Raw genomic sequence first — 25,799 nt, 5'->3', positions numbered from 1 at the left:
AAATTAACCACTCAGTGGTAGTGAAAAATTAGTTTATTTTTCACTGTTTTTCTTTTTTTTGCAATTTATTACTATTTTATCAGCAATAACGATATTTTTATCTTTGGGTGGTTTTACACTATGTAAGTGTTTATATAGTGAAGATTTGGTGATGTATTCTATTGGTTATTTATAACATCATATTTCTTTTACATGTTTGAAAAAATAGCATTAAAATAAATTGTTAGCATCTATCTATATAGATAATCAATCTCTTTGACTACGAGAGAAATGGATTTTTGCTACTTTATTATTTTAAATTTATCAGTAAATATATTTAGTTAAATGATTCTGGCGGGATTTTTATTCAGAAAAATTAAATATGTAATGGGAATATTGGCTTTTTTTGATAATACAGATTTAGGATAGCTGTTGCGAGCAAATGAGCAAAATGCTATTGATAATAAAATAAAAATGACGAAAAAATTATTTAATAGTTTTATTATGAAATTATCGTCATTACCTTCTCATATCTTACAAAATTCGCCTCGATTTGGTTAAAACGACCTATCTTGAAGTATGTTGCTACTTTCAGAAAACTACTAGACGATTTACAATGTCAACTCGAATAAGTTTATCGGGGGTTTTACTTCTGAGCGAAGAAATTCTATCTTATCCCTACTTATGTATTCGTTGGCTAAGTAGAGGTAAAACTAAACCTCCTCTAACTAGATTTCTAATTTCTGTTTTTCCAGCTTGATTTCGGGATAATTATGAGCAAAAGCACCGCTGAGATCCGTCAGGCGTTTCTCGACTTTTTTCATACTAAAGGACATCAAATAGTACCAAGCAGTTCTTTGGTTCCAAATAATGATCCAACATTGCTGTTTACAAACGCAGGGATGAACCAATTTAAAGATGTATTTCTTGGATTGGACAACCGACCTTATTCCCGAGCGACAACCGCGCAACGTTGTGTGCGCGCGGGTGGTAAACATAATGATTTAGAAAATGTGGGTTATACAGCACGTCACCATACATTTTTTGAAATGTTAGGTAACTTTAGTTTTGGTGACTATTTCAAACATGATGCCATTAACTTTGTCTGGGAATTATTAACTGGCAAAGAGTGGTTTAACTTACCTAAAGAGAGACTTTGGGTAACCGTTTATGCCACTGATGATGAAGCTTATGATATCTGGAATAAAGAAGTCGGTGTTCCAGCTGAGCGCATTATTCGTATTGGTGATAATAAAGGCGCACCATTTGCTTCAGATAACTTCTGGCAAATGGGAGATACGGGGCCTTGTGGTCCATGTACTGAGATATTTTACGATCATGGTGATCATATTTGGGGGGGACCGCCAGGAACACCTGAAGAAGACGGTGATCGCTATATTGAGATCTGGAATATCGTCTTTATGCAGTTCAACCGTAAATCAGATGGTACAATGGATCCATTGCCGAAGCCTTCTGTTGATACGGGAATGGGATTAGAGCGTATTACTGCTGTACTACAGCATGTTAATTCTAACTATGATATTGATTTATTCCGCGCATTAATTAAATCCGTTGCTGAAGTGACTAATGCGACAGACTTAGCAAATAAATCATTACGTGTGATTGCCGACCATATCCGTTCTTGTTCTTTCCTTGTTTGTGATGGTGTCATTCCTTCTAATGAAGGTCGTGGCTATGTGCTACGTCGTATTATCCGTCGTGCTGTACGCCATGGTTATATGTTAGGTGCGAAAGATACTTTCTTCTATAAACTCGTTGCACCGCTTATTGATGTAATGGCTGAAGCCGGTAAAGAACTTAAGAATCAACAAGAAATCGTTGAAAAAGTACTTAAAACGGAAGAAGAGCAGTTTGCACGTACTTTAGAGCGCGGTTTACAATTATTAGATGAAGAGCTAGAAAAATTAACCGGTGATACTTTAGCGGGTGAAACGGCTTTCCGTCTTTATGATACATACGGTTTCCCATTAGATTTAACTGCGGATGTTTGCCGTGAAAGAAATATCAAAGTTGATGAAGAAGGCTTTGAATTGGCAATGGAAGAGCAACGTAAACGTGCTCGTGAATCTAGCGGTTTTGGTACTGACTATAACGAACTGATTAAAGTCGATAGTCGCAGTGATTTCTCAGGTTATGACCATAATGAGCAACAAGGTACTATTAATGCAATTTTCCATAATGGTCAAACAGTCACTGAGCTTAAAGCAGGTGAAGAAGGGATTATCTTCTTAGATAAAACGGCTTTTTATGCTGAGTCTGGTGGCCAAGTAGGTGATAAAGGTCTTCTAATTGGCAAAGATAGCCAGTTTGAAGTTACCGACACGCAAAAATATGGCAAGGCTATTGGTCATATTGGTAAAGTCATTTCTGGATCTTTTATTGTTAATCATAAGATCAATGCAGTCATTGATGTGGCTCGTCGTGATGCTATTCGCTTAAATCACTCAGCAACGCATTTATTGCATGCGGCATTACGCCAAGTATTAGGCACTCATGTTACCCAGAAAGGCTCTTTAGTTAACGATAAATATCTGCGTTTTGACTTCTCTCACTTTGAAGCAGTAAAACCAGAACAGTTACGTGAAATTGAAGACATTGTTAACGCGCAAATCCGCCTTAACTCGCCGGTTGTCACCGAGTTAATGGATCTTGAAGATGCGAAGCAAAAAGGTGCGATGGCACTCTTTGGTGAGAAATATGAAGAACGTGTTCGTGTTTTAACCATGGGGGATTTCTCAACTGAACTTTGTGGTGGTACTCACGCAGCCAGAACGGGTGATATTGGTCTATTCCGCATTATGAGTGAATCAGGGACTGCGGCCGGTATTCGCCGAATTGAAGCGATTACGGGGGCTACAGCGATTGAAAGTGTTCATGAGCAATCGGATCTGATTTCTCTTGTGGCTCATGCACTTAAAAGTGATGGTAGTAATTTAGTTGAGAAAATTAAAACGGTTCAAGAAAAATACCGTTCATTAGAAAAAGAACTTCAACAACTGAAAGATCAGCAAGCAGCTCAAGAAAGCTCCTCGTTAGGAAGCCAAGCTAAGAATGTGAAAGGTATCAAACTTTTAGTTCGTGAACTGAATAATGTTGAACCAAAAATGTTAAGAACAATGGTTGATGATTTAAAAAATCAATTAGGTTCAGCAATAATTGTACTTTCTACTATTTCTGATGGTAAAGTGAGCTTAATTGTCGGTGTGACTAAGGATTTGACTGCTAAAATAAAAGCAGGTGAGCTAATTAGTTTTGTCGCTCAGCAAATCGGTGGTAAAGGTGGTGGTCGCCCTGATATGGCACAAGCTGGTGGTACAGATGTTGAAGCGTTACCCGCTGCTTTAGCGAGTGTTGACGAGTGGGTAGAATCGCATCTTTAAGCGATAGCTACCTGAAAAAGCGTTATCCCTAGTTTTTAGGGGTAACGCTTTATGTAATATTGACAATCCGTTAAATAATCAATCACAAAATTTATATTTTGTTATGAAGTATGGGCTATATGTGATAAATAATGATTATACGAATTGACAATGTATGATGGATAATGGCCGGGAAATTCTAGAGACCCGACTCTTGTAAATTTTCAAGGAGCAAAGAATGCTTATTCTAACTCGTCGAGTTGGTGAAACGCTTATGATAGGCGATGATGTAACCGTAACCGTTTTAGGGGTTAAAGGTAATCAGGTACGTATTGGCGTAAATGCCCCCAAAGAAGTATCTGTCCATCGTGAAGAGATCTATCAACGAATTCAGGCCGAGAAAACTCAGCCCACAGATAACTACTAAGCAATCTCTTATTTTTAGCTAGTTACCCTTTCTTCGTAAGCGTCCACACTTTTGCCGGGTCTGGGCGCTTTTCTTTTCTATAGAACTTTCCATTTTCTTTCTCGTTCTTCACCTCGCTTTTTTGAACTGTATTTATTATTACACTATCCGCTTATTCTGATTGACAGAATTGAAAGTCTTTTTACTGCTTATCATTCGATTCATAATTATTAGTAGGGGGAATAAAATTATTCGTCGATGAGATAAAATGCTTGAATGATTTTTCATCAGCGATATCATGGTATTCAGTTCTTTTTTAGCCTTTCTTGCTGATAAACGCATCAGTTTGTTTGTGAAGTGTTCAAACGAACCTATATTCGTAAAAAGTTGAGAAAAATTGTTTGACTTCTCAGGCTGAGAAAGTAATATGTGCGCCACACAGAGACGAGATGTTCACAAAGAACTTCTTCGAGTGGTTCTAAATATGGTGAGATGGCCGAGAGGCTGAAGGCGCTCCCCTGCTAAGGGAGTATGCGGTCAAAAGCTGCATCGAGGGTTCGAATCCCTCTCTCACCGCCATTTAGATTTGCATCCTTAGCTCAGCTGGATAGAGTACTCGGCTACGAACCGAGCGGTCGGAGGTTCGAATCCTCCAGGATGCACCATATTCCAACCCCATGATTAAATGTATGGGGTTTTTATTTTGGTGCAAATAGTGAATAATTTGCATTAAAAGAGTAAAATTAAACAACGTGCATCCTTAGCTCAGCTGGATAGAGTACTCGGCTACGAACCGAGCGGTCGGAGGTTCGAATCCTCCAGGATGCACCATCTTTTTATAAAGTTAGCTTATCTTAGTTAAATTAGTACGACTGCATCCTTAGCTCAGCTGGATAGAGTACTCGGCTACGAACCGAGCGGTCGGAGGTTCGAATCCTCCAGGATGCACCATCTTTAAAGCCTCGCTTATCGCGGGGCTTTTTGCTTTTTCTCTTTCCTGCATTGTTTATATATTATCGATTTGTTTCGCATCAACTAATAACGCCGATATCATCTAATCAGCGACAATTTGGTGACTTTGCGATAAAGTAACTGTTATCTACTTATTAACATTAACCAACGCGGGAGGTCACCTTTGATCCCGGACGTATCTAAAGCGCTTTCTTGGTTGGAAGCCCATCCTAAAGTTTTATGTGGTATCCACCGTGGTATAGAGCGAGAAACCTTAAGAGTTACTCCTGATGGTCATTTAGCGGCTACAGGACACCCTGTCGAGCTAGGTAAGTCACTCACTCACAAGTGGATCACGACAGATTTTGCTGAGTCTCTGTTAGAGTTTATTACTCCTGTTGACGATAATATTGATCACACCTTACATTTTTTAAGTGATTTGCATCGCTATACGGCACGTCATTTAACCAATGAGCGTATGTGGCCGATGAGTATGCCTTGCTTTATTGAAGCCGAAGATAAAATAACATTAGCGCAATTTGGTACCTCTAATGTTGGGCGTTTTAAGACGTTATATCGTGAAGGGCTGAAAAATCGTTATGGTGCGTTAATGCAAACTATTTCTGGTGTGCATTACAATTTTTCGTTACCTATCGAATTTTGGCAAGCGTGGGCAAATATCACCGATGAAGAAACAGGTAAAGAGGCGATTTCAGACGGTTATTTACGTTTGATCCGTAATTACTACCGTTTTGGTTGGATAATTCCTTTTTTCTTTGGTGCTTCGCCAGCTATTTGTGGTTCATTCTTAAAAGGTCGAAAAACCAATTTACCCTTTGAAAATACCCCTAAAGGCGCAAAATACTTACCTTATGCAACTTCGTTGCGCTTAAGTGATTTAGGCTATACCAATAAGTCACAGAGTGATTTAGATATTACTTTTAATCATCTAGAGACTTATGTGAAAGGTTTGAAAAAGGCCATTCATAAACCGTCAGAAGAATTTGCTAAATTAGGTGTAAAGAAAGACGGTAAGTATATTCAATTAAATACTAACGTATTACAAATTGAAAATGAATTATATGCGCCTATTCGTCCTAAACGCGTAGTCAAAGGGGATGAATCACCTTCTGATGCATTATTACGTGGTGGTATCGAATATATCGAGGTTCGCTCATTAGATATCAATCCATTTACGCCTATCGGTGTTGATGAAACACAAATCCGTTTCTTAGATTTATTCTTGATTTGGTGTGTATTAGCGGATGCACCAGAAATGAATGCAGAAGAATTGGCCTGCTGTCGTGCAAATTGGAATAACGTTATTCTAGAAGGGCGTAAGCCAGGTCAAGTTATTGGCATGGGTTGTGGTGAAAGAAAAGAGCCATTAGCACAAGTGGGGAAAGCGCTTTTTGCTGACTTACAGCGCGTAGCTAAGGTATTAGATAGCTGTTCTGGAACTAAATATCTAGAAGTTTGCCTTAAGTTAGAGGAAATGTTTGATAATCCGCAATTAACTTTCTCTGGCAGATTATTAGAAAAAATTAAAGCACAGGGTATTGGCGGTTATGGTCTATCTTTAGCTGAAGAATATCATCAACAATTAATCAATACCGCTTATGAAGTGTTAACAGATGATGCTTTTGAACATGAGAGAATTTCATCTATTAAACGTCAGGCAGACTTAGAAAAGAGTGATACCATTTCTTTCGATGAATATTTGAAGCTCCATGCTGGGCCAAATAATGATGGTGTGGCTTCTTAAAACTCAGATAGAAAAAAGCCACACTAAAATTTGTGTGGCTGAATAAATTCTATAGAGAAATAGGGATGATAACATTTTGCGCGTATTCATTACTAAGACCGAGGCGCTCGCAGAAAGTTTCATGTTCTCTTAAAAATATTTAAAAATTTTCTTAGGAGGTTTTTTATGCCGTTATTGGATAGCTTTACTGTTGACCATACACGTATGTCTGCACCTGCGGTACGCGTTGCTAAAACGATGAAAACACCCTCTGGTGATACTATTACCGTTTTTGACTTACGCTTTACTGTCCCAAATAAAAAAGCCATGCCTGAGAAAGGAATTCATACGTTAGAGCACTTATTTGCAGGTTTCATGCGTAATCACTTAAATGGTGAAGGTGTTGAGATCATCGATATTTCGCCAATGGGATGTCGTACAGGCTTTTATATGAGCTTAATTGGTCAGCCTGATGAGCAACGTGTTGCTAATGCATGGAAGGCAGCTATGGAAGATGTATTGAAGGTTAAAGATCAAAACCATATTCCTGAGCTTAATGTCTACCAATGCGGAACTTATGAAATGCACTCGTTAGCTGAAGCTCAAGATATTGCACGAGACATTTTATCTCACACTATTGGCATTAATCATAATGATGAATTAGCACTACCAGAAGACAAACTCAAAGAGTTACAAATCTAGTTACAGTTGCTTTATAGATAAAGAGACAATAACTCAAGCTATTTGATCTTGATTTGTTGTCTCTTTTAATTTGATGGGTGATTTATCATAACGGCCAACGCCAATTGCATTGAACCGCTATTAATAATCGCTAGTGACGAGAGGGCGTAAGATGGCGGATCAAGGCTTTCTTAATCACATTGTCTTGCACTTCCAACACTTCAAATTCATAACCATCAATCGTTATTTTGGCACCTACTACGGGTAAATCACCCAACTCTTCAATAATAACCCCATTAATTGTTCGTGCTTCATTTTCTGGTAAATGGCAAGCAAAGGCTTTATTGATATCTCGGATATTAGTTGTGCCATCCACTAATAGTGAACCATCTTTTTGTGGGATCACTTCTTCTGCTAAAGAAGGAGACATTGAGGTAGTAAAATCACCGACAATCTCTTCTAGGATATCTTCAACAGTGACTAATCCTTGAATTTCACCATATTCATCGACGACAATACCGGCTTTTTCATTATTACGTTGGAAATTAACTAGTTGTAAGCTAAGTGGTGTACTTTCTGGGATAAAATAGATTTTATCAGCCGCTTTAATCAAAATTTGTTTAGTAAATTCTTTCTTCTCTGTCATAAGACGGTAAGCTTCGCGTACTCGTAGCATACCAATGACATCATCGAGGGTATCACGATAAAGGACAATACGCCCATGAGGGGAGTGAGTTAACTGTCTGACAATGGATTTCCACTCATCATTGACATCAATACCAAAAATTTCATTTCTTGGTACCATAATATCGCCAATGGTCACTTTTTCTAAATCCAAAATAGAAATCAGCATATTTTGGTTACGCTGTGACAGTTTCGATTTTGATTCATTCACAATGGTGCGTAGTTCTTCTTTTGATACCGCATTACCCTGTATTACGGGGGATTTAATACCGAAAATGCGCATAAACACTAAGGTAATTTGGTTAAAAAACCACACAACGGGCAACATGATTTTCTGTAAAGGTGACAAAAGAACGCTACTTGGATAAGCGAAACGTTCTGGATAAAGCGCTGCGATAGATTTTGGTAGTACCTCAGCAAAAATAAGAATGACAAAGGTTAATACACCTGTTGCAATAGCTACTCCTGCATCACCATATAAACGCATTCCTACAATAGTGGCGAGAGCGGAGGCGACAATATTAATCAGGTTATTACCAATTAATACTAAGCTAATCAATCTATCGGGACGCTGTAATAGTTTTTCTACTCTTTTGGCAGAGCGATTACCTTGTTTGGCTGCGTGGCGTAGCCGATAACGATTGATAGTCATCATGCTAGTTTCAGTGCCTGAAAAATAGGCTGAGGCAAAGATCATACCGATAAGTATGATAATGAGCGTTGTTGTCGACACATGCTCCAAAATTGAGTTCCTTTTGCTACCTTAAAATGAAAAGATTAATTAAGCATTAACTCTTGCAATAAACGATTACCAAAAAAAGCTAATGTCAAAATAATGGCACCGATCAGGTTAAAAATAACCACTTTTTTCCCACGCCAACCCTCACGGAAGTGTCCCCATAATAAAATGATGTAGACAAACCACGCAATAATAGAAAATATTGATTTATGGATATTTTCTTTACCAAAGATATTATCCATATATAACAGGCCGGTACACAAGGTTAATGTCAGTAATACTACCCCCACTTGGGTAATATGAAACATTTTACGTTCAATTGACATTAATGGTGGCATTTGTGGTGAAAATTTTAGTTTCTTATTTTTTAGTTGATAGTCGAGCCAGCTGAGTTGTAAGGCATATAAAGCAGCAATTAACAAAGTGGCGTAACTTAATAAAGCAAGCCCAATATGAATAAAGAGCGATGTGCTACTTTCAAGGTGGGTGACAAACTCACCTGGCATCAAGGCGGCAATAATGAGATTGACTATGGAAAAGCAATAAACAATAGGCAGCAAAAACCAAGCTCTACCACGGGAAGCAACAATGGTCATGATAACGCAGACCATTAAACTGACCACCGCCCCTAAATTGGTGAGTGACAGATTTTGCCCGCTATGTGGACGGAAAATCAAAAATTTTAATGAGATAGCATGGGTCACAAGGGCGACCACCGCAAAAAGCAGCGCTAATCCACGGTATCCATTTTGCTCTTTTCTCAGCAAACTGGGGAGAATAAACACCAGACTGAGTAAATAAGCGCAGACAGCAACGATAGAGATTGATATAACGGGCATAGTTTCGCTTACATAATAGGGTACATAATTGCTTAGTATAGCGCTAGGTGAATTCCGCTCCAACTATTGAAGTCATTAAGCGTAAATCTCTATGCAGAGATCTGCGCGTCATCGTGATATAATCGATGAAATAGACGACAGACAAGCCCAACTTTAACACTGAGCTAAGATAATGTTTGAGAATTTAAGTGACAGATTATCGCGCACATTGCGCAATATCAGCGGCAGAGGCCGACTGACCGAAGAAAACATTAAAGACACACTGCGCGAAGTGCGTATGGCTTTATTAGAAGCTGATGTGGCTTTGCCCGTGGTTCGTGAGTTTATTGCACGTGTCAAAGAGAGTGCAGTAGGTCATGAAGTTAACAAAAGTCTGACCCCAGGTCAGGAGTTTGTCAAAATTGTACAAAATGAGCTGGTAAATGCGATGGGAGAGGTCAATAACGATCTTGACCTTTCAGCTCAGCCACCTGCCGTGGTATTAATGGCTGGTTTACAGGGTGCGGGTAAAACGACAAGTGTTGCTAAACTTGGTAAATTTTTAAAAGAGAAAAAGAAGAAGAAAGTATTAGTAGTTTCTGCTGACGTCTATCGTCCCGCAGCGATTAAACAACTGGAAACCTTAGCCGAAACGGTTGGTATTGACTTTTTCCCTTCAACGGTACAAGAAAATCCCGTCACCATTGCTAGCAATGCGTTAAAACATGCTCAGCTCCAATTTTATGATGTATTGCTGGTGGATACTGCGGGTCGTTTACATGTTGATGAAGGCATGATGGAGGAGATCCAACTTCTTCATAAAGCAATCAATCCAGTAGAAACCCTATTCGTTGTTGATGCAATGACAGGGCAAGATGCTGCTAACACCGCAAAAGCCTTTAATGAAGCACTCCCTTTAACAGGGGTGGTATTAACTAAAGTTGATGGTGATGCTCGTGGTGGTGCCGCATTATCTATTCGTCATATCACAGGGAAACCAATTAAATTCCTCGGTGTTGGTGAAAAAACAGAAGCATTAGAACCTTTCCATCCCGATCGTATTGCCTCACGTATTTTAGGCATGGGCGATGTTCTTTCATTAATTGAAGATATCGAAAGTAAAGTTGACCGAGCGCAAGCTGAAAAGCTGGCAACTAAACTAAAAAAAGGGGACGGTTTTGATTTAAATGATTTCTTAGATCAGTTAAAGCAAATGAAAAACATGGGGGGCATGGCGAGTATGCTAAGTAAAATGCCCGGCATGTCTCAGGTGCCTGATGCGGTGAAATCACAAATGGACGACTCAATTTTAGTCAAAATGGAAGCTATTATTAGCTCAATGACGAAAAAAGAGCGCCAAAAACCTGAAATCATCAAAGGTTCTCGTAAACGTCGTATTGCGATGGGATCGGGAACACAAGTGCAAGACGTCAACCGCTTATTAAAGCAGTTTGATGATATGCAACGTATGATGAAAAAGATGAAGAAGGGCGGCTTGGCTAAGATGATGCGTGGCATGAAAGGTATGATGCCACCAGGCTTTCCAGGTCGCTAAAAGCAAAAAGTCCGAAAAAAACGTCGCTTTGGATTGCTTTTTTCGCCAAAGTGAGTAAACTTTTCGGGCTTTTTATATGACAACCGGACGCCATTCCTCGATGGGGTCTGGTTGTTTTGTTAACTAATGAGGATGTTATGGTAACAATTCGTTTAGCTCGTGGCGGCGCAAAAAAGCGTCCGTTTTACCAAGTAGTCGTGACCGATAGCCGCAATGCGCGTGATGGTCGTTTTATTGAACGTGTAGGTTTTTATAACCCACTGGCAACCGGTAATGCAGAAGAATTACGTTTAGACGTAGACCGTGTTGAACATTGGGTTGCTCAAGGCGCAACTGTTTCAGAACGTGTTGCTGGCCTGATCAAATCAGCGAAGAAAAGCGCTTAATCTGTCGCGGTGGTAACAATGAGCGAACAAAAAACCTTTAAAGAGCCTGTAGAACCTATTGTTATGGGTAAGTTGGGCTCACCTTACGGGATCCGTGGTTGGCTCAGAGTTTTTTCTTCCACCGAACATGCCGAAAACATTTTTGAATATCAACCGTGGTTTATTCAACGACATGGTCAATGGGAATCCATTGAGATAGAAACTTGGAAACACCACAATCAAGATATTATCGTCAAGCTAAAAGGTATTGACGACAGAGATGCTGCAAATATTTTGACTAATTTTGAAATTGTCGTAAGTGCTACACAACTTCCTGATCTAGACGGTGAGTATTACTGGAAAGATCTGATGGGTTGTCAGGTAGAAACTGACAAGGGCTACGATTTAGGTGTCGTTAACGACATGATGGAAACGGGCTCAAATGATGTCATGGTAATCAAAGCAAATCTGAAAGATGCATTCGGTGTCAGGGAGCGGTTAGTTCCGTTTCTTGATGGGCAGGTTATCAAGAAAGTCGATCTCTCAGCGAAAAAAATTATCGTTGATTGGGATCCTGGTTTTTAGATTCTCCGGTTAACGGTTCTCAACAGTGGGACAGTGCAAATGTGGATTGGGGTAATTAGCCTATTTCCTGAAATGTTCCGCGCTATAACCGAGTACGGGGTGACTGGTCGGGCAGTGAAGCATGGTCTGCTGAATGTGGAATGTTGGGATCCCCGAGATTTCACTTATGACAGACATCATACAGTAGATGATCGCCCCTATGGCGGTGGTCCCGGTATGTTGATGATGGTACAACCGTTAAGGGAAGCTATTCATCAAGCAAAAGCTGCGGCAGGTGATGGTGCAAAGGTGATTTATTTATCACCTCAAGGGCGCAAACTCGATCAACAAGGTGTTTGCGAATTGGCCACAAATGAGAAATTAATTCTGGTTTGCGGTCGGTACGAAGGAATAGATGAGCGTGTCATTCAGACCGAAATCGATGAAGAGTGGTCTGTTGGTGATTACGTATTAAGTGGTGGGGAACTCCCTGCCATGATAATGATAGATGCAGTAGCACGTTTTGTTCCTGGTGTTCTTGGACATGCGGCTTCGGCGAAAGAAGACTCTTTTGCAGAAGGATTACTGGATCATCCTCACTATACTCGTCCAGAGGTGTTAGATGGTATGGCGGTTCCGGCAGTGTTACTGTCTGGTAATCACGCTCATATTAATCGCTGGCGTATGAAACAATCGCTGGGCCGGACCTGGCTAAGAAGACCTGAGCTTCTGGAAAGCCTAGCTCTGACTGACGAGCAAAGAGTGCTGTTAGCAGAATTCCAGCAGGAACATTTGCAAAGAACAGCAGAGTAAGTCTGACACAAAGTGTCATTAATATCAGTTTACCTAGGGTAAGAGAGTTATTATGAGCAATATTATTAAACAAATCGAACAAGAACAAATGAAGCAAGATGTACCTTCATTTCGTCCAGGCGATAATGTAGAAGTTAAGGTATGGGTCGTTGAAGGTTCTAAAAAACGTCTGCAGGCATTCGAGGGCGTGGTTATCGCTATTCGTAACCGCGGTCTGCACTCTGCATTTACTGTTCGTAAAATTTCTAATGGCGAAGGTGTTGAGCGTGTATTCCAAACTCACTCCCCAGTCGTAGATAGCATCACAGTTAAACGTCGTGGTGCGGTTCGTAAAGCTAAACTGTACTACCTGCGTGAGCGTTCAGGTAAGGCTGCACGTATTAAAGAGCGTCTTAACGCTAAATAATACGCTTTCGCACATCCGAAAGTTATGGTTAAAAGGCCAGCATCAGCTGGCCTTTTTTTGACTATAACCTGCTCTATTTCCTCTAATGTCTTCTATCTTTTTATAAGCACTCGACAATAACTCACCTCCTTGCCTATTTTTCTCATCATTAAATAACATCTCTTATAAAGTCGTTTCATCTGCTAGGTGAAGGCCAATTTCTTGCGGGTGTAAAATTAAAATTACAGTCTGCTATTTTTATTTTATCTTAGTCACATTTTTTGTGTTATTTTGATATTTACAATCTATTGATTTATAAAAATAAATATAATAACACCTCTATTATATAAATATATAATTACGATTATACCTTTTTTATTGAAAATATGGATTGATTTCTTTACATTGCATGTTATCTTATCGTTTAGACACACAAAAATCACAATGACAGACATAAAAAAGGTAAAGATTATGATCATGCAAAAAGACGCACTCAATAATGTCAACATCAGCGAAGAGCTGGTGTTAATTACGCCGGAAGAGTTAAAACAAAAATACCCGTTGAGTCGTAATGATCTGCATGCCATTACTCAATCACGTCAAACTATTTCTGAAATTGTTCAACGTCGTGATCCGCGTTTATTAGTGGTATGTGGCCCTTGTTCTATTCATGATGTCGATGTTGCGTTAGATTACGCAAAACGTCTAAAAGTCTTAGCGTCTGAGTTAAGTGATAGTCTGTATATTGTGATGCGTGTCTATTTTGAAAAACCTCGTACAACAGTTGGTTGGAAAGGTTTAATTAGTGATCCGTTTATGGATGGCAGTTTTGAGATGGAAAAAGGCTTACATATTGCCCGTAAACTATTAACAGAGTTGGTTCAGTTAGGTTTACCTTTAGCTACGGAAGCCTTAGATCCTAACAATCCTCAATACTTAGGTGATTTATTTAGTTGGTCAGCTATTGGGGCAAGAACGACCGAATCTCAGACCCATCGTGAAATGGCATCAGGTTTATCAATGCCTGTCGGTTTTAAAAATGGTACAGATGGTAATTTAGATACGGCTATTAATGCGATGAAAGCGGCTTCTATGCCACATCGTTTTATGGGCATTAATCAATCAGGACAAGTCTGTTTATTACAAACACAAGGCAATCCTGATGGACATGTTATTTTGCGTGGGGGTAAGAAACCTAATTACCATGAAGAAGATGTCGCGTTATGTGAAGCTCATATGATAAAAGCGGGATTAACACCATCATTGATGATTGATTGTAGTCATGGTAATTCAAATAAAGATTTTCGTCGTCAATCTGTCGTGGTTGATTCAGTGATTGAGCAAATTAAAAAAGGTAATCAATCAATAACAGGAATTATGTTAGAAAGCCATATTAATGAAGGCAATCAGTCATCAGAGCAGCCTCGTAGTGAGATGAAGTACGGTGTTTCTGTTACTGATGCATGTATTAGCTGGGAAACCACTGAATCGGTGTTAAGAAATCTGCATCAGCAAATTTCGCCAGTTTTAGCACAGCGTGCAGCGCAACTAAGAAAAGTTAGCTAACCCAATAACACTTTAATAAGAAGAGGCAAGCATAGATGGCTGAAGAATTACAAAATTTGCGAGAGCAAATTGATCAGGTGGATAAAACATTGCTTTCTTTACTCGCCAAAAGAATGCAATTGGTAGCAGAAGTGGGAGAAGTTAAAAATCGCCACGGGTTACCTATCTATGCACCAGATAGAGAAGCCGCAATGCTTGCTTCTCGACGTAATGAAGCAGAAAAAATGGGTATTTCTGCTGATTTAATTGAAGATGTTTTACGTCGAGTAATGAGAGAGTCATATAGCAAAGAAAATGATAAAGGCTTTAAAACACTTAATCCCCAATTAGGCAAAATTGTCATTGTGGGGGGGGACGGAAAAATGGGGAGACTTTTTTCTCGTCTCTTTACACTTTCTGGCTATCAAGTGGAAAGTCTTGAAGCGGATGAGTGGCAAAGTAAATCTCCGGCTATTTTTGCGGATGCTGGTATGGTGATAATCAGTGTCCCAATCCATTTAACGGTTGATGTTATTGAGCAATTACCGCCCTTGCCAGAAAATTGTTTATTGGTAGATTTAGCCTCAATCAAGCAAGCGCCTTTAGAGGCGATGTTAAAAGCACATAATGGTCCTGTTTTAGGACTACATCCAATGTTTGGTCCAGATGTGCCAAGTTTAGCAAAACAAGTAATTGCTTATTGTGAAGGGCGAGATTTATCACATTTTGAGTGGTTGCTTGAGCAACTTATGGTGTGGGGAGCAAGAGTAGAGGCTATTACTGCACAAGAGCACGATAAAAATATGAGTTTTATCCAAGCATTGCGACATTTTACTACTTTTGCATATGGGCAACATTTGGTGAAAGAGAATGTCGATTTAGCCAGTTTATTAAGATTATCTTCTCCCATCTATCGTTTAGAGCTAGCGATGATTGGTAGGCTCTTTGCTCAAGATCCACAATTATATGCCGATATTATTTTATCTTCACAAGAAAACATTAACTTGATCCGTAGATATCATCATTCATTAGGTGAAGCTATAGCCTTATTAGATATAAACACAAAAGATGATTTTATTGGCTCATTTAATAATATAAGTGATTGGTTCGGTGATTATGCTTCACAATTTATGAAAGAGAGTGGTGCGTTATTACAAAAAGCCAATGATAGCCGGATTTAGTATAAATATACATAAACGCTATACCTAATACTTATAGTAAGAAAAACGAATGACAGGTTATGTTATTCGTTTTTTATTTTATATGTTATATCTTGCGATAAATATTACCACTCATCATCACAAGGGGGCCAAACACAGCGAGTAGATTGTTGGGTATTGCTATTATGTTGACAATACTGATTAACAGTGCTGGTATCTTTGATTTTATTATCCCAAGTATAAGCGCTAGCATAAAAAGCGAATAAACTTGATAGTATAAAAATAATTAATTTCTTCATTTTCTTCTCCTAACGTTGATAGTTATAACTTAATAATCTTTCGGATCGGGGCATGGGCTTACGGTACAGCGAGTTGAACTTATATGGTGATCTAATGAATAGGAGTAATAGCCTTTTCCTTTATGAGCACTATCAACGAAATTCAAATAGCTCAAACCTAGCAGTAACATGATAATTGTATGCATATCTATTCCTTACTTATTCAATATTCACAATGAATAAAACCAATATACATTTAGAAAAAATGAGTGAAATTTCTATTTTTAGTAATCACCTAATAATGACAACATTATATTATTTTTAATTTATTTGTTATGTAATTGTTGTCTATGGGTTTAATTAGTTAATGATAAATGTTCAAGAATGTCTTTTCTTTTTAAGCTATTTGTCGGTGAGATCTTAAATTTGCATAAAATAATTAACGGATATTAAAACTATAACAACGATCAAAAAAATACCTATAACAGATGCCGTAAATTATATTGGTCGACGTTGTTTTTTTGCAAAAAGTGCTAACGATTTAATTGTATTATTTTTTATTTCTATTCCGATGCGTTTTTTAAGGGGTTAATGATGGATTTTATAATACAACTAGCCATTATATTAGTTTGTTTATTTTATGGAGCAAGGAAAGGGGGAATTGCATTAGGTCTATTAGGCGGAGTGGGGCTGGTTATTTTAGTCTTTATTTTTAATTTACCTCCGGGTAAACCGCCTGTCGATGTGATGTTAGTGATTATTGCTGTCGTCTCTGCATCTGCAACGTTACAAGCATCGGGTGGTTTAGATGTTATGTTGCAAATAGCTGAAAAATTATTAAGAAAAAATCCGAAGTATATTTCTATTGTTGCACCTCTCGTTACCTGTACCCTGACTATATTATGTGGTACTGGACATGTGGTTTATACCATTTTGCCTATTATCTATGATGTATCGATTAAAAATAATATTCGTCCAGAAAGACCGATGGCAGCCAGTACCATTGGTTCACAAATGGGAATTATCGCAAGTCCCGTATCTGTTGCGGTCGTCACCTTAGTAGCAATGTTAGGTAATGTCACTTTTAATGGTAAGCATCTTGAATTTTTAGATTTATTAGCGATTACCATTCCATCAACCTTTATTGGTATTTTAGCCATTGGGATTTTTAGCTGGTTTAGAGGTAAAGAGTTAGATAAAGATCAGCGCTTCCAAGATTTTATTTCCATACCAGAGAATCATGATTACGTTTATGGTGATACTGCAACATTGTTAGATAAGAAATTACCAATGAAAAATTGGGTAGCAATGTGGATATTCTTAGGTGCGATTGCGGTTGTTGCTGTATTAGGTGCATTTTCTGAATTACGTCCCGTATTTAATAATAAACCATTATCTATGGTATTAGTTATTCAAATGTTTATGTTATTAGCGGGCGCTTCTATTATTATTATTTGTAAAACTAATCCCTCACTTATTTCTAAAAATGAAGTTTTTCGCTCCGGTATGATAGCCATTGTTGCGGTCTATGGTATTGCTTGGATGGCAGAAACCATGTTTTCTGCACATATGAAAGAAATAGAAGCTGCATTAGGACAATTAGTTCGTGAGTATCCTTGGGCTTATGCCGTTGTCTTATTACTTGTTTCTAAGTTTGTTAATTCACAAGCCGCCGCATTAGCCGCAATAGTTCCCTTGGCTTTAGGTATTGGTATTGATCCTGCCTATATTGTTGCTTCAGCACCGGCGTGTTATGGCTATTATATTCTTCCTACTTACCCCAGTGATTTAGCCGCTATCCAATTTGACCGTTCAGGAACAACACGTATAGGTCGTTTTGTTATTAATCATAGCTTTATTTTACCGGGATTAATTGGTGTTACTGTTTCTTGTATTTTTGGCTGGGTATTTGCTGCTATGTATGGTTTTTTATAATTAGCTAAATTATCCTGGGAATAGAGTCATAAAAGTAGAAAAGCCAGATAACAATAAGCTATCTGGCTTTTGGTTATAAAGTAGGGTAATAAGCTATTGTATTTCAACGGGTACAATATTTTCTGAAGGATAGCATCCTAATACTTTGAGTGAACGAGATGTTTTTGATAAGTCATGTAATGCTTTTTGCATATTGATATCCCGTAAATTAGCTTGTACATCAATATAAAACATCTCTTCCCAAGGTGTACCATGTATTGGGCGAGACTCTAATTTAGTCATAATAATGCTGTATTGTTTTAAGGTAATTAAAGCATCAACTAATGCCCCTGCTTGTTGCCCCGTTGCCATTAAAAAGGTGGTTTTTGCAGGTACTTGTTCTGATACATCAATAGGTTTACGGGCAATCACAATAAAACGAGTAACATTAATTTGTTGATTAGCTAAATTACTAGCAAGTGGTGTTAAATTATAAAGCGATCCGCCAGCTTCACTGCCAATAGCGGCTACATGGGGAGATTGTGCTAATGCAACTTTTTCCATTGCCGCAGCTGTGCTTTCACAATATTCAATTTTCCAGTGAGGGTATTGATTTAAATAGTGACTGCACTGTTGGAATGGTTGTGGATGGCTATAAATAGTGTGTAATTCTTCTAGGCTACTCTTAACTGCTGTTAATAAAGCATGGTTTATCGGAATACGAATTTCGCCAACAATCGACAACGAGGTCGTTTGTAGTAAATCATAAACATCATTAATTGCACCAGAACTGGTGTTTTCAATAGGTAGTAAACCGTAATCTGCTTGTCCTGTTTCTACCAGTGTAAAAATATCTTCAAATTTATGGCAAGTGCAATCAACAAAAGTATCAAAATGGCGGGCTGCATATTGGCGAGCGGCAATATGAGAATAAGAACCTTTAGGGCCTAAATAAGCAATTCTTGCAGATTCATTTGCAGTCGCATTAAGGTGTTGCTGTAAAATGGCTTGCTGCGTGAGCACCGAATCTTCGATGATCATTTGAAAAATACGGCTGATATAAAAGCCATCTAATCCAACGTTTTTCCCTTTTTCGATTAATAGCTCAAGCAGTTCACGCTCACGGTTTTTATCTCGAATAGGGCGGTGGGTATTTAATTTAAATTGAGCAACTTCAGTCGATAATTGGCGTCTTTGAGCTAATAGTGAAAGTAGTTCAGAATCTAGCGCAGTGATTTTATCTCTGATTGCTAATAAATCGAGTTTTTCCATGTTAGTGCCCTATACTTTTGTATCGTACCATTTTAAATAAAAAAGCCTCCATTTTTGGAGGCTATTGTCGTTCTTACTTTTCTTTCTGAAATAAACAAAGCCTCTTTAAGAATAGAGTAAAAAGAAAAAGAAGAATGGCAAAAAAGAGTGAGTCATCATTATATGGATTGATTAACTATTTAACATATAGCTATCAAACATGATGATGGGTGAGGAGTCAAGAAAAATACAATAAAAAGCGCATCACGAGGATGCGCAGAGGCGTTTTGAGTCAGTGAATTATTCTAATTTTTAATCAAGCTTCACTACTTATATTTCATTTACGAGTAAATTTTCTTCTTTTAGGCTATTGGCCGCACGTCGAGACTCATTTTTATGCTGAACTTTATTTAATTGACGTTCCAATTTTGCCAAGAGATCATTAATTGCCGCATACATATCAACATGTTGTGCGTTTGCTACAAGTTGTCCATTCGGAGTATGAATACTTGCATCAATACTAAAACCTTTTGGATCCTTAGTGAGAATAATATGAGGGTTGATTAAATTTACCTGCCATTTGTTAAGTTTAGTTAAACGGCTTTCAATGTGTTCACGTAGTGCTGGGGTAATGTCCATTTGTTTGCTAGTGATATTTATAATCATATAGTTACCTCTTTATTACTCCATCTTGGATAGGTTCAGAATATCGTGATACACAATTTAAAACATGATCAAGATCACTTTTTGTTAGAAGTTTATATAACAAGTAATAGAAACGTGACAAATGATAAATAGCTGAAAAAGAGTGCTTGTAGAGTCGTGTTTATTCGTTCATATTAAGAGGGTTGGTCTGATGAAAAGTAAGTTTTTAGCCTTTGAATTAGCATAAAAAAACAGCAGCGCTAGGCTGCTGTTTTTGATAGTAAAAATGTTTAAGCAGGGTTGGCTGCAATCAGTGAGGCAACTTTATCTGCTTCTTGAGTTAAGCCTAGTTTTTTGTAGGCATTTTCCATATACACAAGCGCTTCACGTGTAGCTTCGGTATCTGGATAATCACGCATCATTTGTTCAACTCGATTAATAACCGCGACATAAGCCCCTCGTTTGGTATAGAATTTCGCAACAGAGAGTTCATATTTCGCTAAACGGTTTTTAAGAAAAACAAGACGCTTTGTGGCATCTGCTGTGTAGAGGCTATCAGGATAGTAGCGAACTAACTGGCTAAAGTCTTTGAAAGCCACTCTTGCATGCTGAGGATCACGGTCTGAGCGATCAATACCAAAGAATCCTTGTAATGCACTATCATCTAATGCCTGAGCGGTTAACCCACGCATATATAGAACATAGTCAATATTCGGATGGGTTGGGTTTAATCGCATAAAGCGGTCAATAGCGGAAATCGCCATTGGTAACTCAGCTGATTTATAATAAGCATAAATCAGATCAAGCTGAACTTGTTGTGAGTAAGGACCAAAAGGATAGCGATTATCGAGAGACTCCAGTTGTTTGATAGCCGCTCCATAATTGCCATCTAGCAATTTTTCTTGGCTTGTTGCATAAAGCTCAGAAGGAGACATATCAGCAGTTGCGTCTTTGTCTGAACTAGAACAGCCAGAAAGTAACAGGCTTACAGTGGCCGCTGCCACTAGGTATTTCATGCGTCTCATCACGTATTGATTATCCTCTGAATAGGTTTGGGAGTCTCTCCGTGAAGCTCCCTGAAATCGGTTATACTATAACTCATTTTAAATGAAACGGCTGTGCCGTCAAAATACTAACTTAATATAGAAACTATTTATGTCTCAACAAATACGACTTAATGCTACAGTCGCAGATTCACAGCTGGGTCAACGCTTAGATCAGGCTTTGGCCGAATTGTTCCCTGATTATTCAAGATCACGCATAAAAGAGTGGATCTTAGACAATAGAGTGCAGGTTAACGATAAAATCATCAATAAGCCAAAAGAAAAAATGCTTGGCGGTGAAAAAATTGAAGTCGATGCCTTAATCGAAGAGGATGTTCGTTGGGAGCCTCAGAATATTCCGTTAAATATCGTCTATGAAGATGATGATATTTTGGTGATTAATAAACCAAGAGATCTTGTTGTTCATCCCGGTGCAGGTAATCCTGATGGCACCGTATTAAATGCACTTCTTTATCGTTATCCAGAGATTGTTAATGTTCCCCGTGCTGGTATTGTTCATCGTTTAGATAAAGATACAACAGGTTTGATGGTTGTTGCAAAAACAGTTCCCGCTCAAACTCACTTGGTAGAAGCATTACAGCGTCGCGAAATCACCCGTGAATATGAAGCGGTTGCAACAGGAAGGATGACAGCAGGAGGGCTGGTTAATGAGCCAATTTCTCGACATCCCACCAAACGTACCCATATGGCAGTGCACCCAATGGGAAAACCTGCGGTGACGCATTATCGTGTTATGGAACATTTCCGTGCCCATACCCGCTTACGTTTGCGTCTAGAAACCGGTCGAACTCACCAAATTCGTGTCCATATGGCTCATATTCATCATCCATTAATTGGTGATCAACTGTATGGTGGTAGACCGCGTCCTTTGAAAGGGGCTAGTGAAGAATTTCGTGAGACGTTACGTCGCTTTGACCGACAAGCACTACATGCCACAATGTTACGCCTTTATCATCCTATTACCGGAATTGAAATGGAATGGCATGCACCGTTGCCTGATGATATGGTAGAACTTATTCGCGTACTAAAAGTGGACGCAGAACAGTTTAAAGATGAAATGGACTGGTAAATGACCTCATTGATTTATCCTGATTGGCCACAGCCTGACAATATTGGCGCATGTAGCACATTAAGAACTGGCGGTGTCAGTTTGCCACCTTATGACAGCCTTAATTTAGGAGCGCATGTGGGCGATGATGCGCTATTGGTAGAACAAAATAGGCGTATCATTTGTCAACAAGCTCAATTACCTGAAATGCCATTATGGTTAACACAGGTTCATGGTATTGAGGTGGTCAATTTGGATAATCAAGACAATAATTCCGTTGAAGGCGATGCCCTTTACACCTCTAGTGCTAATAAGGTGTGCGCTATCATGACCGCAGATTGTTTACCTGTGCTATTTAGTACCCTTGATGGAACGGAAGTTGGCGCTGCCCATGGTGGATGGCGCGGGCTTTGCCAAGGTGTATTACAACAGACACTCGCTCAATTTAAAGCCTCTAATGAGAAGATTATGGCGTGGTTAGGGCCAGCAATAGGCCCTAATGCTTTTGAAGTAGGGGCAGAGGTCCGCCTCGCTTTTGTTGAAAAAAATATTGCCTTTGATAGCGCATTTATTCCCCACAATGGCAAATACTTAGCTAATATTTATATGTTAGCGAGAATAATTCTGCAGGAAAGTGGGGTAAATCAGATTTATGGTGGGGACTTTTGTACTGTTAGCGATAAATCACGCTTTTTCTCCTATCGACGTGAACATACTACCGGACGTATGGCCTCATTAATCTGGATCAAATAGACGCTCTCCAACGTTTATTCTTCCTTATCCCAAATATAGGCAAATATTTTTGCTCAAAATTGTCATTTTGAGCTTGAATATTGTCTAAATGACCTCATCTATTCTCCAGTGATAAATTTTAAATCGAATTTTACTTGGAGGTGTTATGCGTCTGGATAAATTAACCAATAAATTCCAGCAAGCTCTCGCAGACGCCCAGTCATTGGCACTTGGGAACGATAATCAATTTATAGAACCCATACATTTACTGAGTGCGTTATTTAATCAACAAGGTGGCTCTATTCGCCCACTATTAACATCCACAGGTGTTAATGCCTCACAATTTAATGAAAGAATTAATGATGCATTATCTCGATTACCAAAAGTGGAAGGTGCTGGTGGAGAAGTTCACCCTTCAAACGATTTAATTAAACATCTTAATTTATGCGATAAGTTAGCTCAGAAAAAAGGTGATGAATTTATTTCATCAGAACTTTTTCTTTTAGCTGCCATGGAAAGTGGTGGTCAGGTTGCTGACATGCTAAAAGCCGCCGGAGCTAACAAAGCCAGTTTAGAATTAGCCATTGAAAAAATACGTGGTGGAGAAACAGTGAACGATCAAAATGCAGAAGACCAACGTCAAGCATTGAAAAAATATACTGTTGATTTAACAGAACGAGCAGAACAAGGCAAGCTTGACCCCGTTATTGGACGTGATGAAGAAATAAGAAGAACAATCCAGGTATTACAACGTCGTACTAAAAATAACCCAGTATTAATTGGTGAGCCTGGTGTAGGTAAAACCGCGATTGTTGAAGGTTTAGCTCAACGGATCGTTAATGGAGAAGTTCCTGAAGGTTTAAAAAATAAACGTGTGCTTTCACTTGATATGGGATCTTTATTAGCAGGGGCTAAATATCGTGGTGAATTTGAAGAGCGTTTAAAAGCGGTATTAAATGATTTATCTAAACAGGAAGGTAGTGTCATTCTGTTTATTGATGAATTACATACTATGGTTGGTGCCGGTAAAGCTGATGGTGCGATGGATGCAGGGAACATGTTGAAACCTGCTTTGGCACGTGGCGAATTACACTGTGTCGGCGCCACTACATTAGATGAGTATCGCCAATACATTGAAAAAGATGCGGCTTTAGAGCGTCGTTTCCAAAAAGTTTATGTGGCGGAGCCTACGGTAGAAGATACCATCGCCATTTTGCGTGGTTTAAAAGAGCGTTATGAATTGCATCACCATGTACAAATTACGGATCCGGCGATTGTAGCAGCAGCTACTTTGTCTCATCGTTATATTTCTGATCGTATGTTGCCAGATAAAGCAATTGACTTAATCGATGAGGCTGGTGCAAGTCTGCGTATGCAGATGGATTCAAAACCAGAAGCATTAGATAGACTGGATAGAAGAATTATTCAGCTAAAACTTGAACAGCAAGCACTGCAAAAAGAATCTGATGATGCAAGTAAAAAACGTTTAGCTATGTTAAATGAAGAACTTGCAGAAAAAGAGAAAGAGTATTCTAGCTTAGAAGAAGAGTGGAAAGCAGAAAAAGCAGAGCTTACTGGTACTCAGCATATAAAAGCAGAATTAGAGCAAGCGCGTATTGCACTAGAGCAGGCTCGCCGTAGTGGTGATTTGGCAAAAATGTCAGAGATCCAATATGGTCAAATTCCTACTTTAGAAAAACAACTTGCTGAAGCCAATAAAACTGAAGATAAGCATATGAAACTGTTACGTAACAAAGTAACAGATGCTGAAATCGCTGAAATCTTAGCACGTTGGACAGGTATCCCTGTGTCTAGAATGTTAGAAGGGGAGCGTGAAAAACTGTTAAGAATGGAACAGGAATTACATAGACGCGTTATCGGCCAAGATGAGGCGGTAAATGCAGTCTCTAACGCAATTCGTCGTAGCCGTGCTGGATTATCAGATCCAAATCGCCCAATTGGTTCGTTCTTATTCTTAGGGCCAACCGGGGTTGGTAAAACTGAATTGTGTAAAGCGCTCGCTGATTTCTTGTTTGATAGTGATGATGCGATGGTGCGTATCGATATGTCTGAGTTTATGGAGAAACACTCTGTTTCACGTTTAGTGGGGGCGCCTCCAGGATATGTGGGCTATGAAGAGGGTGGTTACCTAACAGAAGCTGTTCGTCGCCGTCCTTATTCTGTCATCTTATTAGATGAGGTAGAAAAAGCGCATCCTGATGTGTTTAATATTTTATTACAGGTATTAGACGATGGCCGCTTAACAGATGGACAAGGTAGAACCGTTGATTTCCGTAATACCGTAGTCATTATGACATCAAACTTAGGCTCGGATTTAATTCAAGAGCGCTTCGGTACTCTTGATTATCCGGCAATGAAAACTATTGTTATGGATGTTGTTGGTCACCACTTTAGACCTGAATTTATTAACCGTATTGATGAGGTAGTGGTATTCCATCCATTAGGTAAAGAGAATATTGCCGCTATTGCTCAAATTCAATTACGTCGTTTGTATCAGCGTTTAGAAGAGCGTGGTTATCACGTGACTATTACGGGAGCAGCATTAGAAAAACTGGGTGAAGTTGGATTCGACCCAATCTATGGTGCTCGTCCATTGAAACGTGCTATCCAGCAAGAGGTTGAAAACCCATTAGCGCAAGATATCTTGTCGGGTAAATTAGTTCCGGGTAAAGAAATTATCTTGGACTTAGATGACAATCAGATCATTGCAAAACAGTCATAAAGTATCTTTATATATAGTAATGATATATAGAAGATGTCATTAAATTGAAAAAGAGGCCTGAATAGGCCTCTTTTTTATGCCTGCAGTTTTGTGTTTTTAAAGGTAAATGAACAGAACAAAGAGAAGAGTACCTATTTGATCTGTTTTTTGAGCAATAAATGTTTATAAATAGCGCTAAAATAGATGCTCTGATTATTAAATATGCTGTTGAACATTTTTTTTCAAAAAACTATTGCCAGCCTCAGAAAACTCCCTATAATGCGTCCTCGTTGTCACGGCACAGGGCGCTAAGCGAACCGGCTGAGAGAACAAAATAAAAAGTGAAAAGCCTGATAAATTAGCGCTTGACACTGAA

Annotated in this window: 22 protein-coding genes, 4 tRNA genes and 1 other annotated feature; of the genes, 19 read left to right on the top strand and 7 right to left on the bottom strand. The window is 38.8% G+C overall.

All coding sequences use genetic code 11. The annotated features are described in order from the left end of the window. Positions 1-752: 752 nt before the first annotated feature. The 8 genes from alaS to luxS all read left to right on the top strand — a co-directional run bounded on the left by alaS (position 753) and on the right by luxS (position 7,162). On the top strand, positions 753-3,380 hold the full coding sequence (gene alaS, locus ACYUCW_RS08535) for an alanine--tRNA ligase (protein ID WP_460408384.1): 2,628 nt from the start codon (positions 753-755) through the stop codon (positions 3,378-3,380). Between the two features lie 217 nt (positions 3,381-3,597). Continuing rightward, positions 3,598-3,786 (top strand): carbon storage regulator CsrA, encoded by a 189-nt coding sequence (csrA, locus tag ACYUCW_RS08530; protein ID WP_004244778.1) that lies wholly within the window; start codon positions 3,598-3,600, stop codon positions 3,784-3,786. Positions 3,787-4,251: 465 nt separating this feature from the next. Then, positions 4,252-4,344, top strand: a tRNA-Ser gene (locus ACYUCW_RS08525). Between the two features lie 9 nt (positions 4,345-4,353). Next, positions 4,354-4,430 (top strand) — tRNA-Arg (locus tag ACYUCW_RS08520). An 89-nt stretch (positions 4,431-4,519) separates the two neighbouring features. Next, positions 4,520-4,596 (top strand) — tRNA-Arg (locus ACYUCW_RS08515). 43 nt (positions 4,597-4,639) lie between these two features. Beyond that, a tRNA-Arg gene (locus tag ACYUCW_RS08510) sits at positions 4,640-4,716 on the top strand. Between the two features lie 184 nt (positions 4,717-4,900). After that, the gene (gshA, locus tag ACYUCW_RS08505; RefSeq protein ID WP_004252262.1) at positions 4,901-6,481 is read left to right on the top strand and encodes a glutamate--cysteine ligase; all 1,581 of its coding nucleotides are present in this window, start codon (positions 4,901-4,903) and stop codon (positions 6,479-6,481) included. A 165-nt stretch (positions 6,482-6,646) separates the two neighbouring features. Beyond that, positions 6,647-7,162, top strand: coding sequence for an S-ribosylhomocysteine lyase (gene luxS / locus ACYUCW_RS08500; protein WP_004244776.1), 516 nt, complete (start codon positions 6,647-6,649; stop codon positions 7,160-7,162). Between the two features lie 130 nt (positions 7,163-7,292). Here luxS and ACYUCW_RS08495 read toward each other — a convergent pair whose 3' ends face one another. Together ACYUCW_RS08495 and ACYUCW_RS08490 are read right to left on the bottom strand one after the other, a co-directional pair. Then, a complete protein-coding gene (locus tag ACYUCW_RS08495; protein WP_004247404.1) occupies positions 7,293-8,567 on the bottom strand; it encodes an HlyC/CorC family transporter in 1,275 nt (424 codons plus the stop codon). A gap of 35 nt (positions 8,568-8,602) precedes the next feature. Then, positions 8,603-9,403 (bottom strand): cytochrome C assembly family protein, encoded by an 801-nt coding sequence (locus tag ACYUCW_RS08490; protein WP_004244774.1) that lies wholly within the window; start codon positions 9,401-9,403, stop codon positions 8,603-8,605. Between the two features lie 172 nt (positions 9,404-9,575). Here ACYUCW_RS08490 and ffh point away from each other — a divergent pair, with 172 nt between their 5' ends. The 7 genes from ffh (at position 9,576) to tyrA (ending at position 15,790) form a co-directional block, all read left to right on the top strand. Next, positions 9,576-10,937 (top strand): signal recognition particle protein, encoded by a 1,362-nt coding sequence (ffh, locus tag ACYUCW_RS08485; RefSeq protein ID WP_017827485.1) that lies wholly within the window; start codon positions 9,576-9,578, stop codon positions 10,935-10,937. A 137-nt stretch (positions 10,938-11,074) separates the two neighbouring features. Next, entirely contained in the window at positions 11,075-11,323 is a 249-nt protein-coding gene (gene rpsP, locus ACYUCW_RS08480; RefSeq protein ID WP_004244772.1) for a 30S ribosomal protein S16, read from the top strand. Positions 11,324-11,341: 18 nt separating this feature from the next. Beyond that, entirely contained in the window at positions 11,342-11,887 is a 546-nt protein-coding gene (rimM, locus tag ACYUCW_RS08475; RefSeq protein ID WP_004244771.1) for a ribosome maturation factor RimM, read from the top strand. A 39-nt stretch (positions 11,888-11,926) separates the two neighbouring features. Next, on the top strand, positions 11,927-12,679 hold the full coding sequence (gene trmD / locus ACYUCW_RS08470) for a tRNA (guanosine(37)-N1)-methyltransferase TrmD (protein WP_004244770.1): 753 nt from the start codon (positions 11,927-11,929) through the stop codon (positions 12,677-12,679). 52 nt (positions 12,680-12,731) lie between these two features. Then, positions 12,732-13,085, top strand: a complete 354-nt coding sequence (rplS, locus tag ACYUCW_RS08465) for a 50S ribosomal protein L19 (protein WP_004244769.1) — start codon at positions 12,732-12,734, stop codon at positions 13,083-13,085. Between the two features lie 450 nt (positions 13,086-13,535). After that, on the top strand, positions 13,536-14,630 hold the full coding sequence (locus ACYUCW_RS08460) for a 3-deoxy-7-phosphoheptulonate synthase (protein WP_004247405.1): 1,095 nt from the start codon (positions 13,536-13,538) through the stop codon (positions 14,628-14,630). Positions 14,631-14,665: 35 nt separating this feature from the next. Beyond that, the gene (tyrA, locus tag ACYUCW_RS08455; RefSeq protein WP_460408381.1) at positions 14,666-15,790 is read left to right on the top strand and encodes a bifunctional chorismate mutase/prephenate dehydrogenase; all 1,125 of its coding nucleotides are present in this window, start codon (positions 14,666-14,668) and stop codon (positions 15,788-15,790) included. 104 nt (positions 15,791-15,894) lie between these two features. Here tyrA and ACYUCW_RS08450 read toward each other — a convergent pair whose 3' ends face one another. Then, positions 15,895-16,068 carry a hypothetical protein gene (locus ACYUCW_RS08450; protein ID WP_004244766.1) on the bottom strand — a complete coding sequence of 58 codons (174 nt, stop codon included), beginning with the start codon at positions 16,066-16,068 and terminating at the stop codon, positions 15,895-15,897. Positions 16,069-16,097: 29 nt separating this feature from the next. Beyond that, on the bottom strand, positions 16,098-16,253 hold the full coding sequence (locus tag ACYUCW_RS08445; protein WP_004247407.1) for a hypothetical protein: 156 nt from the start codon (positions 16,251-16,253) through the stop codon (positions 16,098-16,100). A 388-nt stretch (positions 16,254-16,641) separates the two neighbouring features. On the opposite strand from ACYUCW_RS08445, the gene ACYUCW_RS08440 reads away from it, so the two are divergent. After that, positions 16,642-17,982, top strand: coding sequence for an anaerobic C4-dicarboxylate transporter (locus tag ACYUCW_RS08440; RefSeq protein ID WP_026090474.1), 1,341 nt, complete (start codon positions 16,642-16,644; stop codon positions 17,980-17,982). 93 nt (positions 17,983-18,075) lie between these two features. Here ACYUCW_RS08440 and pheA read toward each other — a convergent pair whose 3' ends face one another. The 3 genes from pheA to bamD form a co-directional block, all read right to left on the bottom strand. Continuing rightward, on the bottom strand, positions 18,076-19,233 hold the full coding sequence (pheA, locus tag ACYUCW_RS08435; RefSeq protein WP_161779173.1) for a bifunctional chorismate mutase/prephenate dehydratase: 1,158 nt from the start codon (positions 19,231-19,233) through the stop codon (positions 18,076-18,078). A 35-nt stretch (positions 19,234-19,268) separates the two neighbouring features. Beyond that, positions 19,269-19,387 (bottom strand) — a sequence feature (Phe leader region). 155 nt (positions 19,388-19,542) lie between these two features. Further along, positions 19,543-19,878 carry a ribosome-associated translation inhibitor RaiA gene (gene raiA, locus ACYUCW_RS08430; RefSeq protein ID WP_163748701.1) on the bottom strand — a complete coding sequence of 112 codons (336 nt, stop codon included), beginning with the start codon at positions 19,876-19,878 and terminating at the stop codon, positions 19,543-19,545. Between the two features lie 269 nt (positions 19,879-20,147). Next, positions 20,148-20,882 carry an outer membrane protein assembly factor BamD gene (gene bamD, locus ACYUCW_RS08425; RefSeq protein ID WP_012367573.1) on the bottom strand — a complete coding sequence of 245 codons (735 nt, stop codon included), beginning with the start codon at positions 20,880-20,882 and terminating at the stop codon, positions 20,148-20,150. A 130-nt stretch (positions 20,883-21,012) separates the two neighbouring features. Here bamD and rluD point away from each other — a divergent pair, with 130 nt between their 5' ends. The 3 genes from rluD (at position 21,013) to clpB (ending at position 25,444) form a co-directional block, all read left to right on the top strand. After that, positions 21,013-21,990, top strand: a complete 978-nt coding sequence (gene rluD / locus ACYUCW_RS08420) for a 23S rRNA pseudouridine(1911/1915/1917) synthase RluD (RefSeq protein ID WP_004244761.1) — start codon at positions 21,013-21,015, stop codon at positions 21,988-21,990. Further along, positions 21,991-22,722, top strand: a complete 732-nt coding sequence (gene yfiH / locus ACYUCW_RS08415; protein ID WP_017628349.1) for a purine nucleoside phosphorylase YfiH — start codon at positions 21,991-21,993, stop codon at positions 22,720-22,722. A 145-nt stretch (positions 22,723-22,867) separates the two neighbouring features. Further along, positions 22,868-25,444 carry an ATP-dependent chaperone ClpB gene (gene clpB, locus ACYUCW_RS08410; protein WP_004244758.1) on the top strand — a complete coding sequence of 859 codons (2,577 nt, stop codon included), beginning with the start codon at positions 22,868-22,870 and terminating at the stop codon, positions 25,442-25,444. Positions 25,445-25,799: the final 355 nt, after the last annotated feature.

Source organism: Proteus sp. MB838 (assembly GCF_054767435.1).
Note: the sequence above shows the minus strand (reverse complement) of the source record. Positions and strands in the feature narration are given on the sequence as shown.

Bases quoted from the DNA above. Each gene is read 5' to 3' on its own strand.
- ACYUCW_RS08440 (WP_026090474.1), top strand. From the start codon at position 16,642: ATGGATTTTATAATACAACTAGCCATTATATTAGTTTGTTTATTTTAT.
- rluD (WP_004244761.1), top strand. From the start codon at position 21,013: ATGTCTCAACAAATACGACTTAATGCTACAGTCGCAGATTCACAGCTG.
- ACYUCW_RS08450 (WP_004244766.1), bottom strand. From the start codon at position 16,068: ATGAAGAAATTAATTATTTTTATACTATCAAGTTTATTCGCTTTTTAT.
- alaS (WP_460408384.1), top strand. From the start codon at position 753: ATGAGCAAAAGCACCGCTGAGATCCGTCAGGCGTTTCTCGACTTTTTT.
- rimM (WP_004244771.1), top strand. From the start codon at position 11,342: ATGAGCGAACAAAAAACCTTTAAAGAGCCTGTAGAACCTATTGTTATG.
- clpB (WP_004244758.1), top strand. From the start codon at position 22,868: ATGCGTCTGGATAAATTAACCAATAAATTCCAGCAAGCTCTCGCAGAC.
- tyrA (WP_460408381.1), top strand. From the start codon at position 14,666: ATGGCTGAAGAATTACAAAATTTGCGAGAGCAAATTGATCAGGTGGAT.
- ACYUCW_RS08445 (WP_004247407.1), bottom strand. From the start codon at position 16,253: ATGCATACAATTATCATGTTACTGCTAGGTTTGAGCTATTTGAATTTC.
- luxS (WP_004244776.1), top strand. From the start codon at position 6,647: ATGCCGTTATTGGATAGCTTTACTGTTGACCATACACGTATGTCTGCA.
- rplS (WP_004244769.1), top strand. From the start codon at position 12,732: ATGAGCAATATTATTAAACAAATCGAACAAGAACAAATGAAGCAAGAT.
- pheA (WP_161779173.1), bottom strand. From the start codon at position 19,233: ATGGAAAAACTCGATTTATTAGCAATCAGAGATAAAATCACTGCGCTA.
- raiA (WP_163748701.1), bottom strand. From the start codon at position 19,878: ATGATTATAAATATCACTAGCAAACAAATGGACATTACCCCAGCACTA.
- trmD (WP_004244770.1), top strand. From the start codon at position 11,927: ATGTGGATTGGGGTAATTAGCCTATTTCCTGAAATGTTCCGCGCTATA.
- bamD (WP_012367573.1), bottom strand. From the start codon at position 20,882: ATGAGACGCATGAAATACCTAGTGGCAGCGGCCACTGTAAGCCTGTTA.
- ACYUCW_RS08490 (WP_004244774.1), bottom strand. From the start codon at position 9,403: ATGCCCGTTATATCAATCTCTATCGTTGCTGTCTGCGCTTATTTACTC.
- ffh (WP_017827485.1), top strand. From the start codon at position 9,576: ATGTTTGAGAATTTAAGTGACAGATTATCGCGCACATTGCGCAATATC.
- ACYUCW_RS08460 (WP_004247405.1), top strand. From the start codon at position 13,536: ATGATCATGCAAAAAGACGCACTCAATAATGTCAACATCAGCGAAGAG.
- rpsP (WP_004244772.1), top strand. From the start codon at position 11,075: ATGGTAACAATTCGTTTAGCTCGTGGCGGCGCAAAAAAGCGTCCGTTT.
- yfiH (WP_017628349.1), top strand. From the start codon at position 21,991: ATGACCTCATTGATTTATCCTGATTGGCCACAGCCTGACAATATTGGC.
- csrA (WP_004244778.1), top strand. From the start codon at position 3,598: ATGCTTATTCTAACTCGTCGAGTTGGTGAAACGCTTATGATAGGCGAT.